Origin of the sequence: Pseudomonas sp. Marseille-Q5117 (assembly GCF_946901175.1) — a bacterium.
Lineage (GTDB): Bacteria > Pseudomonadota > Gammaproteobacteria > Pseudomonadales > Pseudomonadaceae > Aquipseudomonas > Aquipseudomonas iranensis.
Window position 1 is genome coordinate 98,095 of sequence record NZ_CAMPPP010000012.1, and the last position, 12,666, is coordinate 110,760.

Below are 12,666 nucleotides of genomic sequence, written 5' to 3' on the forward strand. Positions count from 1 at the left end.
GTGGAGCAGACTGTGGATAACATGCGTGCACATGGCTACAGGCCACGCTGGCTGTGGCCTTGGCGGGTCTGGTTGATTTTTGTACAGCTGGCAAGTGTTGCCCGTATCCGCGAGGGCGGGCATGCTGCCTGCTGATTTTCTATTCCAAGGGCTGCCGTGGCGGCCGAAGCAAGGAGAACACGATGTCCGACACCCTGTTTATCACCGGCGCGACGTCCGGTTTTGGTGAAGCCTGCGCCCGTCGTTTTGCCGAGGCTGGCTGGAAGCTGGTTCTGACCGGCCGTCGTGAAGAACGCCTCAATGCCCTGTGCGCCGAACTGTCGAAGCAGACCGAAGTGCATGGTCTGGTCCTCGATGTGCGCGATCGCAAGGCGATGGAGGAGGCAATCGCCAACCTGCCGCCGTCGTTTGCCAAACTCCGTGGCCTGATCAACAACGCCGGCCTGGCGCTCGGCGTCGACCCGGCGCCGAAATGCGATCTGGATGACTGGGACACCATGGTCGACACCAACGTCAAAGGCCTGATGTACGCCACCCGCCTGCTGCTGCCTCGGCTGATCGCCCACGGCCGTGGTGCCGGTATCGTCAACCTCGGTTCCATCGCCGGCAACTATCCGTACCCGGGCAGCCACGTGTACGGCGCGAGCAAAGCCTTCGTCAAACAGTTCTCGCTGAACCTGCGTTGCGACTTGCAAGGCACTGGCGTGCGGGTCAGCAATATCGAGCCCGGCCTGTGCGAAAGCGAGTTCTCGCTGGTACGTTTTGCCGGTGACCAGGAACGCTACAACGCCACTTACGCTGGCGCCGAGCCGATCCAGCCGCAGGACATCGCCGAGACGATCTTCTGGGTCATGAACACCCCGGCGCATATCAACATCAACAGCCTGGAGCTGATGCCGGTGAGCCAGACCTGGGCCGGGTTTGCCATCGAGCGTAACAAGGCTTGATACCGCGTTGAGGCCATTCGCGAGCAGGCTCGCTCCCACATTGGACATGCATTTTTCCCTGTGGGAGCGAGCCTGCTCGCGAAAGGGTCGGCACAGGCAAAACAGGACGATAAGCTAAACTCCTCACTCAACCATCAGGCCGCACCCCGCGGCGCTCAAGGTTTCATGAGGAGTTCAAGTGAGTAACCGAGGTGAGCAGGCACTGCTCAAACAGTCGACGCTGCTGATGCTGGCGGTGTCGATTGCCGGGATCGTCACCGGTTTTGTTTCAGGTTCGCAATCCATCCTGTTCGATGGCTTTTTTTCGCTGATCGCGACGTTCATCAAAATCCTGATGCTGATCACCGCCCGGCTGATTGCCAAGCAAAGCAATCAGCGTTTCCAGTTCGGCTTCTGGCATCTGGAGCCGATGGTGCTGCTGATCGAGGGCAGCTTCCTGCTGTTGATCGCGATCTATGCGTTTCTCAACGGCGTATTCGGCATCATCAATGGTGGCCGCGATATCGAGCTGGGTCTGGTGATCGTCTACGCGGCGGTATTCACCGTCGTCGAGTTCGCCTACTTCTTCTACGTGCGCCGGCGCAATCGCACGCTCAAATCCAGCCTCATCCAGTTCGACAACATCAGTTGGCTGGTCGACGCGATGCTCTCGGTGGGCCTGTTGATCAGTTTCCTCGCCGCGCTGCTGCTCAAGTCCCAGGGCTATGGCGAGTGGGCGGTGTATGTCGACCCCCTGATCCTCATCGTGCTGGCCCTGACCATGCTGCCCCCGGCGTTGAAGATCCTCGGCCCGGCGTTGCGTGATGTGCTGGGAATCGCCCCGGACACTCTGGATGAGCAGGTCAGGCAGGTCATGGAGGTGGCGAAGGTCGAGCAGGGTTTCGACGATTACGTGTCCTACGTGCAAAAGCACGGCCGGGCGCGGTTCATCGAAATTCATGTGGTGTTGCCGGCGGATTATCCGCTGCGCGATGTCGCGCAGCTGGATGCGCTACGTGAGCAGATATCGGCGCAGCTGGGCGAGCCGGATGCGGCGAGGTGGCTGACGATCAGCTTCACCGGGGACAAGAAGTGGATTGCCTGATCTGATCCGGATGTCTGCTGAGAGCACAGTAACCCTCTAGCCCCAAAATCCTGCTTTGCACAGGTCAACGCAGATATTCAGCCAAACCGTGATAGCAAGTCGCCAAATGATAAGGCGTGGTCGAAGGCATGTCCTTGCGGCTGACCTCTCCATTCTCATCGCGACACTCATGCCAGCCGCCGGCATGCAGAAACCGCTGCTGCAACGCCTGCAACTGGCGCAGTACTACCGCTTCGCTGTCCGCCCGCAAGGTCAGCGCGCGCAGGTATTCGGCCTGAGCCCAGATCCGCTGAGTCGAATCCCTTGGCCGTCCATTGCCATCCAGATCAAGCATTGCCCGCACCGCGCCGCAGGACACCAGCACGCCGTACTGCTCGGTAAAGGCAAATGCCCGATCCAGCGCCCGGTGCAGTTTCGAATCGCGCAACAGCGCCGACGATTGGAGCAGGAAATACCATTCGAACTGGTGCCCCGGCTCGTACCAGTTATCCACAGCACCGAGTGGCTTCTCCATTAACACGCCGTATTGCGGGTCGACGAATTGCTTGTGCATGGCTGTGCATAACTCAAGCAGGGCCTTCTGCGTCTGCGGGTCTTCGCGCACCGCCAAGGTGGCGAGGAAGGCTTCGGCCAAGTGCATCAGTGGATTTTGCAGTGGGCCGGTTTGCAGGGTGAGCCAATCACGCTCAAGGCAGGCTTCGTACAAACCGTCGCCGGTGGCGAATCGGCGGCCGATGATTTCCAGCGCGGCGTTGAGTGTCGACTCGGCCAGCGAATCCCGGGACTTGTCCCAGTAATGCGCGCAGGCGAACAGGATGAAGGCGTGGGTGTAGAGATCCTTGCGCTGGTCCAGCGGCTTGCCCTGTGCGTCGATACTGTAGAACCAGCCGCCATGCTCGGCATCATGGAAATGCCGTTGCAGGGAACGGAACAGCGCGGCGGCGCGGACTTCGGCGTTATCCACAACCCCGATCAGGCTGGAGAACAGATACAGCTGCCGCGCGCAGGCCATCGCCCGATAGCGCTGCACTGGCAACGGCTGGTGTGTAGCGTCCAGCGCCTCATAGGGCAACGCCATGTCGGCGTTCCAGCCCGGGCCTTGCCACAGCGGCACGATCACGTCGAGGAAGTGCTGCTGCACTTGGCCAAACAGGGCGGTCAATTCGGGCAGGGCGGTGGAGCGGGAAGCGTGGGGCATGGGCGGGCGTCACGGGCTGGGGCGATTGCGCGACATGGTAGCAGAGGCACCGCTTGAGAGAGGCGGTGTCTGTCAGCCTCGCGAGCAGGCTCACTCCCACAGTGGATTTGCAGCGAACACAAAACCTGTGGGAGCGAGCCTGCTCGCGAAGAGGCCAGTGCAGGCGCTAAAAAATCAGCCTGCCAACAACCACACCCCAGTCGCCGCCGAAGCCGCACCCGCCAACCGCACCAGCGGCGCCGCTGCCTGCGGAAGAATTCGCACCACGCCATAACCGAGCGCATGCAAAACCGCTGTCGCTGCGACGAACCCGGCCGCATACGCCCACGGACTGCTCATGTCCGGCAACTCCAGCCCATGCGCCACGCCATGGAACAGCGCAAACAGCGCCGTCGCTGTCACCGCCATCACCAGTGGCGGACGTACCGCCAGTGCCACGGCCAGGCCCAGCGCCAATACCGAGGCGGCAATTCCGCTTTCCAGCGCCGGCAACTCCAGCCCTTCAAAACCGAGCAGGCCGCCCAGCAGCATGGTGCCGACGAAGGTGCACGGCAGCGCCCAGCGCGCCGCGCCTTGTTGCTGCGCCGCCCACAAACCGACGGCGAGCATTGCCAGCAAGTGGTCGAGCCCGCCGATCGGGTGGCTGATGCCGGCGACCAGACCGCTGTCGCCATGCCCCGGGTGAGCGAAAGCCAGTGCCGGTGTCAGCAGCAACGCCAGAGCGCCAAGAATGCGTTTGAGTGTCATGGATAAGCTTCCTTGTGGATAAGTGGATCAGGCGGCGGTCAGCAGGCCCTGACGTTCGATGAAGGCGATGATTTCTTCGAGGCCCTGACCGGTTTTCTGGTTGCTGAACACGAACGGCTTGCCGTTGCGCATGCGTTTCGTGTCGCTGTCCATCATTTCCAGCGAGGCGCCCACCAGTGGCGCGAGGTCGATCTTGTTGATCACCAGCAGGTCGGACTTGCAGATCCCCGGGCCGCCCTTGCGCGGCAGCTTGTCGCCGGCGGAGACGTCGATCACGTAGATGGTCAGGTCGGACAGCTCCGGGCTGAAGGTCGCCGAGAGGTTGTCGCCGCCGGACTCCACCAGAATCAGATCCAGCCCGGGAAAACGACGGTTCAGTTGATCGACCGCTTCGAGGTTGATCGAGGCGTCTTCACGGATCGCCGTGTGCGGGCAGCCGCCGGTTTCCACGCCGATGATCCGCTCCGGCGCGAGGGCTTCGTTGCGCACCAGGAAATCGGCGTCTTCGCGGGTGTAGATGTCGTTGGTGACCACGGCGAGGTTGTAGCGCTCGCGCAGGGCCAGGCACAGGGCCAGGGTCAACGCGGTCTTGCCGGAACCGACCGGGCCGCCGATGCCGACGCGCAGAGGTTGTGTATCCATTTCATTCTCCAAAATAAACAGCCCTAAGAGCGGAAGAGACGGCTGTACTGGCGCTCGTGGGCCATGCACGCCAGGGACAGGCCAAACGCGGCGCTGCCGATATGTTCGGGATTTATGCGGGTTGCATCGTGCTGCGCCTGTTGCAGCAGCGGCAGCAGTTCGCTGGTCAGGCGCTGGGCGGCTTGCTGGCCCAACGGCAGGGTTTTCATCAACACGGTGAGCTGGTTTTCCAGCCAGCTCCACAGCCACGCGGCAAGAGCGTCCTGCGGGCTGATGCTCCAGGCGCGTGCTGCCAGCGCCCAGCACAAGGCCAGGTGCGGTTCTGTGGTCTGGTCAAGAAAGTCGCGGGCAGGCTCGTCGAGTTCCGGCAAGCCGTTCAACAACTGCTGCAAGGAGTAACCCATCTGCCGGCTCTCCAGATGCAACTCGCGGGTTTCGCGACTGGCGCGGTGGCTCTCGCAGAGTTGTCGTAGCTCGGCCCAGTTTTCATCTGCTGCGGCTTGGCAATGCGCCAACAGCAGCGGCGCTTCGAAGCGGGCGAGATTGAGCAGCAGTTGATCGCTGATCCAGCGGCGGGCGGCGTCAGGGTTGTGGACCCGGCCGTTATCCACCGCCATTTCCAGACCCTGGGAATAGCTGTAGCCGCCAATCGGCAATTGCGGACTGGCCAGACGCAGCAGCGCCCAGGCCGGATTCACAGGCGCACGCCGAACTGGTGAAGTTTTGGCGCGTAGTTGAAGTCTTCGTCACCGTGGCGGGAATGATGATGGCCGCCGCCGTAAGCGCCGTGTTCCGGCTGGAACGGCGCTTCGATAGCCTCGACCCGGGCGCCGAGCTGTTCGAGCATCGCTTTGAGCACGTAATCGTCGAGCAGGCGCAGCCAGCCATCGCCGACTTGCAGGGCGACATGGCGGTTGCCGAGGTGATAGGCCGCGCGCGTCAGTTCGAACGCATTGGCGCACGTGACGTGGAGCAGTTGTTCGGGACGGGCGCAGACGCGCACGACACGGCCGTCTTCGGCCTGCAGACATTCGCCGTCATACAGCGGTGGCTGGCCGCGCTCCAAAAACAACCCGACGTCTTCGCCTTCGGCACTGAAACAGCGCAAACGGCTTTTGCTGCGCGCTTCGAAGGTCAGGTGCAGCTCGGCGGCCCAGACGGGTTGAGGGTCGATTCTGCGATGAATCACCAGCATCGGAAAGCTTCCAGCAATGAACGTTGATTGGGCTAGAGCAAGCGCCGCGCCAATCGGGCGATCTGTAGGAAATAGCTGTCGGCGCGTGCCTGATCTTTCAACAGGCGCGGCGATTCTGGAAGGTTTTGGTGCATGAACAATTTGTCATGCACCAAAGCGAGGCCATGACGGATGTTCAATGTGGGAGCGAGCCTGCTCGCGAATGCGCCGTGTCAGGCAGATGTATTCAGCTGACCCAGCGCTTTCGCGAGCAGGCTCGCTCCCACAGGGGCTTTGCGCTGTGTCAGATAGAGAAGGGATTACTCGGTACTGCCCAGCCCTTGCCAGTGCTTGAGGCCGATGAAGATGAAGCGCAGTTGCTGGGTGATCTTCGCCTGTGGGGTCAGATGCTCCGGCAAGGCCTCGGCGGGCGGGTCGATGATGTCGGGGAGGGTGGCGAACACCGATTTGACGATCAGGTCAGCCATTACGCTGAGGCCGGCCAGATCCAGATGTTGCAGCTTGGGCATCAGCGCCAGGTCCGCCGCGAGGTCGGCGCTGATGTTTTCGCGCAAACGGCCGATCGCCTGGCGCACCGGCAGCGAGCCGCCGTATTGTTCGCGAGCGAGAAACAGGAATTGCGAGCGGTTGGCGTTGACCACATCGAGGAAGATGCGCACCGACGCATCGATGATGCCGCCCATGACGAATTCATTGTGCCGCACCAGGCGGATGGTCTCGCGGAAGGTCTGGCCGACTTCACTGACCAGCACCAGCCCCAACTCGTCCATATCGGCGAAGTGCCGGTAGAAACCGGTGGGCACGATGCCGGCGGTCTTGCTCACTTCGCGCAGGCTCAGGCTGCCGAATCCTCGGCCGCTTTCCATCAGGTGGCGGGCAGCGTCCATCAGGGCGTTGCGGGTCTGTTGTTTCTGTTCGGCGCGGGGCAGCATCGCAGGGTGTGTTCTTCGGCAGGACAAGCGCCGCACTCTAGCAAATCGGCTTTGTCGGCGTCGAACGGGGAGTCATGCAGCGAGGGATTCACAGAAGCTGAAAAGTCAAAAGCCCAATCCGCTGATTGGGCTTTTTCGCTGGGCCGTCATAGGCTCAGCTCACGGCGCTGTTGCGTTCGATCACACGGTCACCACCACCTTCGGCGAGGGCTTGACCTTGTGGAGTCTTGTCGTAGCCGTCTTCCACCAGGCCTTTTTCTTCGAGACGATTGCGGCCGTTTTCGGCTACAGCCTGGCCTTGTGGCGTCTTGTCATAGCCATCTTCAACCAGACCTTTTTCCTGGAGGCGGTTGCGACCGTTTTCAGCCAGAGTCTGACCTTGTGGGGTTTTGTCATAGCCGTCTTCAGCAAGGGTCTGGCCTTGTGGAGTTTTGTCGTAGCCGTCTTCAGCGAGAGTCTGGCTGAACACCGAGTGGCTGTCTTTGACTTGCGGAGTAGCCTGATCGGCAGCGGGCAGGGCGAAAGCAGTGCTGGCTAGCATCGACAGGGTAAGGCTGAGCAGTAATTGGCGTTTCATGATAGTGGCTCCTTGGGAGGGCGATAAAGTGGGTACGAGGGCAATGCTACTCTCGATAAGTCGATATAAAAGTTCATAAACGCAATGGTAATAATCAACAGAATTGATTGTTCGGCGCGAAGGCTCTAGATCGGGCCTTTGCGGGCGACGGTTTTGCACCGTCGTGGGTATTTTCGACTCACTCGCGCCTCGTAAAAGTGCGGATCGCGGTAACACTGCTCGACCGATCGGTCAGTTTTGCCGGGCTTTTTATGGCTTAAACTGCCTTTCAATTAAACCTGCGGGCCTTTCGCCAGTCACAGACTGCATAGGGGCCGCTTCGGTCTGCCGTTTCAGCTGTGCGTCGGGATGTTCGGCGTGCGGTCGTGATCAGGAGCTTTGTGCATGACGCGCACTGGAAAAATCTTCAGCTGGACCTTCGCCATCCTCGCGCTGCTGCTGGCAGCCTTGATTCTGATCATCGTGTTTTTCGACTGGAACCGGATCAAACCTACGATCAACGCCAAAGTTTCGGAAGAACTGCACCGGGCGTTTGCCATCAATGGCAACCTCGCGGTGATCTGGCAGCGCGAGCCGGAAGAAGGCGGCTGGCGCTCTTGGGTGCCGTGGCCGCATGTGGTCGCCGAGGACTTGAGCCTGGGCAACCCGGACTGGTCGAAACAGCCGCAGATGGTCACGCTCAAACGCGTCGAGCTGCGCATTTCGCCGCTGGCCCTGCTGGCCCAGCGCGTGGTGATTCCGCGCATCGACCTGACCGAGCCGAATGCCGAACTGCAACGTCTGGCCGATGGCCGCGCCAACTGGACCTTCAAATTCGATCCCAAGGACCCGAACGCCGAGCCGTCGAGCTGGGTGGTCGATATCGGCGCGATCGGTTTCGACAAGGGCCACGTGACCCTCGACGACCAGACCCTGAAGACCAACCTCGATGTGCTGATCGACCCGCTCGGCAAGCCGATTCCCTTCAGCGAGATTGTCGGCGACAAAGCGGCGAAAACTGCTCAGGACAAGGGCGGCGCACCGCAGGACTATGCCTTTGCACTCAAGGTCAAAGGCCAGTATCACGGGCAGAACCTCACCGGTCAGGGCAAGATCGGCGGGCTGCTGGCCTTGCAGGACGCGAGCAAGCCGTTCCCGTTGCAGGCCCAGGCGAAGATCGGCGATACCCGTATCGAACTGGCCGGCACCCTGACTGACCCGCTGAATCTCGGCGCCCTCGACCTGCGCTTGAAACTCGCTGGCGACAGTCTCGGCAATCTCTACCCACTGACCGGCGTGACGCTGCCGGACACCCCACCGTATTCCACCGACGGCCACCTGATCGCCAAGCTGCATGACGAGGCCGGGGCGAAATTCACATATGAAAAATTCAACGGCAAGATCGGCGACAGCGACATCCACGGCGACCTGACCTACGTGGCCAGCCAGCCACGGCCGAAACTCACGGGTGCGTTGCTCTCCAATCAACTGCTGTTCGCCGACCTTGCGCCGTTGATCGGCGCTGATTCCAATACCGAGCAAAAGGCTCGTGGCGGCGCGAGCAAGCAGCCGGCAGACAAAGTCCTGCCGGTCGAAGAGTTCAAGACTGATCGCTGGCGCGCCATGGATGCCGATGTCGAGTTCACCGGCAAACGCATCGTCCACAGCGAGAAGCTGCCGTTCAACGACCTCTATACCCATCTGAAACTCAACGACGGCGAACTCAGCCTGGAGCCGCTGCGCTTTGGCGTTGCCGGCGGCACCCTGGATGCGCTGATTCGTCTCAATGGCCGCACCGAACCGCTGGAAGGCCGCGCGCGTCTGACCGCACGCAAATTCAAGCTCAAGGAGCTGTTCCCGACCTTCGAGCCGATGAAAACCAGTTTCGGTGAGCTCAATGGCGATGCCGACATCAGTGGCCGGGGCAACTCCGTGGCCAAGCTGCTCGGCGGCGCCAACGGCAATCTGAAGATGCTGATCAACGACGGTGCGATCAGCCGTGAGCTGATGGAACTGGCCGGGCTCAACGTCGGCAACTACGTGGTCGGCAAGATCTTCGGCGACAAGGAAGTGAAGATCAATTGCGCGGCGGCGGACTTCGACATCAAGACCGGCCTGGCCACGACACGGCTGTTTGTCTTCGATACCGAGAACGCAATCATCTACATCGATGGCACGGCGAACATGGCCACCGAGCAACTCGATCTGACCGTGACCCCGGAGTCGAAAGGCTGGCGTCTGATCTCCCTGCGCTCGCCGCTGTATGTGCGGGGCAAGTTCATCAAACCGGATGCCGGCGTCAAAGCCGTACCGTTGATGCTGCGCGGGGCGGGGATGGTTGCGCTGGGCGTGATTGCCGCACCGGCGGCGGGATTGCTGGCGCTGGTGGCGCCGAGCGGGGGCGAGCCGAATCAGTGCGCACCGTTGTTGGAGCAGATGAAGCAGGGCAAGGCGCCGGTGACCGTTAAACCCAGCAAGTAATGCGGCGTCTCTGAGGGCGCCTTCGCGAGCAGGCTCGCTCCCACATTCGAACGCATTCCTTCAATTGAAATACGTTCCAGTGTGGGAGCGAGCCTGCTCGCGAAAGCGGTGTGACGGGATTACAGATCGTTGAGGATATCCGCCATGTCGTCGGCGTGTTCTTCTTCCTGGGCAAGGATGTCTTCGAAGATGCGGCGGGTGGTCGGGTCCTTGTCACCGATGTACTGAATGATTTCGCGGTAGCTGTCGATGGCGATGCGCTCGGCCACCAGATCTTCGTAAACCATTTCCTTGAGTGTGTTGCCGGCCACGTATTGCGCGTGGGACATCTTGCTCAGCAGGTCGGGGTTGAACTCAGGCTCGCCGCCCAGTTGCACGATGCGTTCGGCGAGGCGATCGGCGTGCTCGGCTTCCTGGTTGGCGTGCTCGAGAAATTCGTCGGCGGCGACGTTGGCTTTCAAGCCGTTGGCCATGAAGTAGTGGCGCTTGTAGCGCAAGGTGCACACCAGCTCGGTGGCCAGCGACTCATTGAGCAAACGCAGTATTTCTTCACGGTTGGCGTTGTAGCCCTCGGTGACCGCGCCGTTTTCCACGTGTTGCCGCGCGCGTTCACGCAGGGTTTGAACATCAGACAAATGCACGTCACTCATTTCATTCTCCTGGAGGCTAATCCGATAGGCGCCACGTTCTGAAGACGCGGTCGCTACTCAGGGTGTGAGTCTTGAGCGAAGCGAAAAGTTTTATGCGATTTACGCCGGACACGGTGCAGCAACTGCTGAAGACTGCGATGTCGGGAGAGTCAAAGCGGTTTCGGTGGAGCGGGTGCTGGCGGGCTGGAATTGGCTTATCGTTGAGTTGTCATCGTCGAGGTGGATGCTTGGCGGGCGTCTTGCACGTCTGACATCCACCCATCGCGCACAAGGATGTACCCCATGTCGACACGTTATCCACTGGTGCTGGTGCCGGGCATGCTCGGCTTTGTCCGGCTGGTGCTTTATCCGTATTGGTTCGGCATCATCAAGGCCTTGCGCCGTGGTGGTGCGACGGTGGTCGCGGTGCAGGTCTCGCCACTCAACTCCACGGAAGTGCGCGGCGAGCAATTGCTGGCGCGGATCGAGGAAATTCTGCGCGAGAGCGGGGCGCCGAAGGTCAATCTGTTCGGTCACAGCCAAGGCGCGTTGACCGCACGGTATGCGGCGGCGAAGCGCCCGGATCTGGTGGCCTCGGTAACATCGGTGGCCGGGCCGAATCACGGCTCCGAACTGGCCGATTATCTGGAAAAGCACTATCCCGCCAACAGCGCCAAGGGGCGCTTGCTCGAAGCGTTGCTGCGCTTGATCGGCTGGGTCATGGCATTGCTCGACACGGGTTATCACGGGCCGAAACTGCCGGTGGATATCCACGCTTCCCACCAATCGCTGACCACGGCGGGCGTTGCAATATTCAATCAGCGTTATCCACAAGGGCTGCCGGAAACGTGGGGCGGGCAGGGGCCGGAAGAGGTCAACGGTGTGCGCTATTACTCCTGGTCAGGGACGCTGCAACCGGGCAAGACCGATCGTGGCGGCAATCTTTTTGACGGCACCAACCGCAGTTGTCGCTTGTTCGCCAGGACCTTCGTTCGCGAGCCGGGGCAGTGCGACGGCATGGTCGGCCGTTACAGCTCGCATCTGGGCACGGTGATCGGTGATGACTATCCGCTGGATCATTTCGACATCGTCAATCAGTCGCTGGGACTGGTGGGCAAGGGCGCGGATCCGGTAAGGCTGTTTGTCGAGCATGCGGCGCGGCTGGAGGCTGCAGGGTTATGAAAGCAAGATCAAGATCAAAAGATCGCAGCCTTCGGCAGCTCCTACCTTGAAATGCGGTCCCTGTAGGAGCTGCCGAAGGCTGCGATCTTTTCAATCAGGCGGTACCGATCCGCCAGCCCAACACCGTGGTCCAGCGCTCCGACAAAACCACCCCACCCAAGGTCAGCAAACCGCCCACCAGGTGATACATCGCCAACTGTTCCTTCAACACCACTGCTGCAATCAGCGCGGTAATCAATGGCAGCAGATTGAAAAACAGCGTCGTCCGGCTCGGCCCCAGTCGCTGCACCGCCTGCATCCACGCCAGCGGCGCGACCATCGAGGCCAGCAGGCATGCATACAGCACCAGCGGTACGCTCTGCAGGCTCAGCCCGGTCTTCGGCGACATCGCGAACAACGGAAACAACACCACAATCGCCACCAGCACCTGCAAGTACAGCAGCACCAGTGGCGGCAGGCGCAGTTGCCACTTTTTCAGCAGCGTGCTGTAAACCGCATAGGCCAGCGTCGCGACCAGCATCATCGCATCGCCCAGATTGACCCCGTGTTGCAGCAGCGCACCGAGGCTGCCGGATGACACCACCACCAGCACGCCAGCGAACGACAGCACCGCACCGACCAGCGCACCAGCCGTCAGGCGCTGGCCGAGGCTGATGATCGCCATGGCCAGCGACATCAATGGCATCAACGACAGGATGATGCCCATGTTGGTCGCGGTGGTCAGTGTTGCGGCGAAATAGGCGAGGCTCTGATACACCGCCATGCCGAGCACGCCGAGGACGAAAATCCGCCCCAGGTTCGGCCGAATCTGCGGCCAGTGCGCGATCACTTTTGTGAGCATGAATGGCGTGAACAGCACGCCGGCCAGCAGCCAGCGATAGAAACCGATCTCGGCGGGGGAGATCGCGCCGACCGCCAGTTTGTTGATCACGGTGTTGCCGGCCCAGATGAAAATCGCCAGCAGGGGAAACGCGTATTGCATGGGACAAAACCAGAACGTTGATGAAGGGCGATTATCGCCTGTCTGGATGCAGGCCTATACTGCGAACCGGACAACCTGCCTCTGCATCCGG

13 protein-coding genes are annotated in these 12,666 nt (G+C 61.1%); 4 read left to right on the top strand and 9 right to left on the bottom strand.

What is annotated here, in order from left to right:
• Nucleotides 1-182 precede the first annotated feature (182 nt).
• The gene (locus OC605_RS18885) at nucleotides 183-947 is read left to right on the top strand and encodes an SDR family oxidoreductase (RefSeq protein WP_016771914.1); all 765 of its coding nucleotides are present in this window, start codon (nucleotides 183-185) and stop codon (nucleotides 945-947) included.
• A gap of 178 nt (nucleotides 948-1,125) precedes the next feature.
• The gene (locus OC605_RS18890; protein WP_122508601.1) at nucleotides 1,126-2,031 is read left to right on the top strand and encodes a cation diffusion facilitator family transporter; all 906 of its coding nucleotides are present in this window, start codon (nucleotides 1,126-1,128) and stop codon (nucleotides 2,029-2,031) included.
• A 64-nt stretch (nucleotides 2,032-2,095) separates the two neighbouring features.
• Here OC605_RS18890 and OC605_RS18895 read toward each other — a convergent pair whose 3' ends face one another.
• From OC605_RS18895 to OC605_RS18925, 7 genes are all read right to left on the bottom strand, one after another.
• Nucleotides 2,096-3,229: an AGE family epimerase/isomerase gene (locus tag OC605_RS18895; RefSeq protein WP_262138773.1), complete on the bottom strand. Its 1,134-nt coding sequence runs from the start codon at nucleotides 3,227-3,229 to the stop codon at nucleotides 2,096-2,098.
• Nucleotides 3,230-3,403: 174 nt separating this feature from the next.
• Nucleotides 3,404-3,976 carry a HupE/UreJ family protein gene (locus OC605_RS18900; RefSeq protein WP_262138774.1) on the bottom strand — a complete coding sequence of 191 codons (573 nt, stop codon included), beginning with the start codon at nucleotides 3,974-3,976 and terminating at the stop codon, nucleotides 3,404-3,406.
• 27 nt (nucleotides 3,977-4,003) lie between these two features.
• Entirely contained in the window at nucleotides 4,004-4,618 is a 615-nt protein-coding gene (ureG, locus tag OC605_RS18905; RefSeq protein ID WP_016771910.1) for an urease accessory protein UreG, read from the bottom strand.
• 23 nt (nucleotides 4,619-4,641) lie between these two features.
• Entirely contained in the window at nucleotides 4,642-5,316 is a 675-nt protein-coding gene (locus tag OC605_RS18910; RefSeq protein ID WP_262138776.1) for an urease accessory protein UreF, read from the bottom strand.
• Nucleotides 5,313-5,813, bottom strand: a complete 501-nt coding sequence (gene ureE / locus OC605_RS18915) for an urease accessory protein UreE (RefSeq protein WP_016771908.1) — start codon at nucleotides 5,811-5,813, stop codon at nucleotides 5,313-5,315. Before ureE ends, OC605_RS18910 begins: the two co-directional genes overlap by 4 nt.
• A gap of 299 nt (nucleotides 5,814-6,112) precedes the next feature.
• Nucleotides 6,113-6,745: a TetR family transcriptional regulator gene (locus tag OC605_RS18920; protein WP_016771906.1), complete on the bottom strand. Its 633-nt coding sequence runs from the start codon at nucleotides 6,743-6,745 to the stop codon at nucleotides 6,113-6,115.
• A gap of 154 nt (nucleotides 6,746-6,899) precedes the next feature.
• The gene (locus OC605_RS18925) at nucleotides 6,900-7,322 is read right to left on the bottom strand and encodes a hypothetical protein (RefSeq protein WP_016771905.1); all 423 of its coding nucleotides are present in this window, start codon (nucleotides 7,320-7,322) and stop codon (nucleotides 6,900-6,902) included.
• Nucleotides 7,323-7,706: 384 nt separating this feature from the next.
• Between OC605_RS18925 and OC605_RS18930 the strand changes: the two genes are divergently transcribed.
• A complete protein-coding gene (locus OC605_RS18930) occupies nucleotides 7,707-9,782 on the top strand; it encodes an AsmA family protein (RefSeq protein WP_262138779.1) in 2,076 nt (691 codons plus the stop codon).
• Nucleotides 9,783-9,901: 119 nt separating this feature from the next.
• Here the strand turns inward: OC605_RS18930 and OC605_RS18935 are convergent, their stop codons facing one another.
• Nucleotides 9,902-10,432: a bacterioferritin gene (locus OC605_RS18935; RefSeq protein WP_016771904.1), complete on the bottom strand. Its 531-nt coding sequence runs from the start codon at nucleotides 10,430-10,432 to the stop codon at nucleotides 9,902-9,904.
• A gap of 282 nt (nucleotides 10,433-10,714) precedes the next feature.
• On the opposite strand from OC605_RS18935, the gene OC605_RS18940 reads away from it, so the two are divergent.
• Nucleotides 10,715-11,593: an esterase/lipase family protein gene (locus OC605_RS18940; protein ID WP_122508606.1), complete on the top strand. Its 879-nt coding sequence runs from the start codon at nucleotides 10,715-10,717 to the stop codon at nucleotides 11,591-11,593.
• A 94-nt stretch (nucleotides 11,594-11,687) separates the two neighbouring features.
• Here OC605_RS18940 and OC605_RS18945 read toward each other — a convergent pair whose 3' ends face one another.
• On the bottom strand, nucleotides 11,688-12,575 hold the full coding sequence (locus OC605_RS18945; RefSeq protein WP_262138781.1) for a DMT family transporter: 888 nt from the start codon (nucleotides 12,573-12,575) through the stop codon (nucleotides 11,688-11,690).
• Nucleotides 12,576-12,666: the final 91 nt, after the last annotated feature.

Excerpts from the sequence above, each read along its gene's own strand:
- OC605_RS18895 (WP_262138773.1), bottom strand. The coding sequence starts at position 3,229 with ATGCCCCACGCTTCCCGCTCCACCGCCCTGCCCGAATTGACCGCCCTG.
- OC605_RS18940 (WP_122508606.1), top strand. The coding sequence starts at position 10,715 with ATGTCGACACGTTATCCACTGGTGCTGGTGCCGGGCATGCTCGGCTTT.
- OC605_RS18920 (WP_016771906.1), bottom strand. The coding sequence starts at position 6,745 with ATGCTGCCCCGCGCCGAACAGAAACAACAGACCCGCAACGCCCTGATG.
- OC605_RS18885 (WP_016771914.1), top strand. The coding sequence starts at position 183 with ATGTCCGACACCCTGTTTATCACCGGCGCGACGTCCGGTTTTGGTGAA.
- OC605_RS18945 (WP_262138781.1), bottom strand. The coding sequence starts at position 12,575 with ATGCAATACGCGTTTCCCCTGCTGGCGATTTTCATCTGGGCCGGCAAC.
- OC605_RS18900 (WP_262138774.1), bottom strand. The coding sequence starts at position 3,976 with ATGACACTCAAACGCATTCTTGGCGCTCTGGCGTTGCTGCTGACACCG.
- ureG (WP_016771910.1), bottom strand. The coding sequence starts at position 4,618 with ATGGATACACAACCTCTGCGCGTCGGCATCGGCGGCCCGGTCGGTTCC.
- OC605_RS18935 (WP_016771904.1), bottom strand. The coding sequence starts at position 10,432 with ATGAGTGACGTGCATTTGTCTGATGTTCAAACCCTGCGTGAACGCGCG.
- OC605_RS18925 (WP_016771905.1), bottom strand. The coding sequence starts at position 7,322 with ATGAAACGCCAATTACTGCTCAGCCTTACCCTGTCGATGCTAGCCAGC.
- OC605_RS18930 (WP_262138779.1), top strand. The coding sequence starts at position 7,707 with ATGACGCGCACTGGAAAAATCTTCAGCTGGACCTTCGCCATCCTCGCG.
- ureE (WP_016771908.1), bottom strand. The coding sequence starts at position 5,813 with ATGCTGGTGATTCATCGCAGAATCGACCCTCAACCCGTCTGGGCCGCC.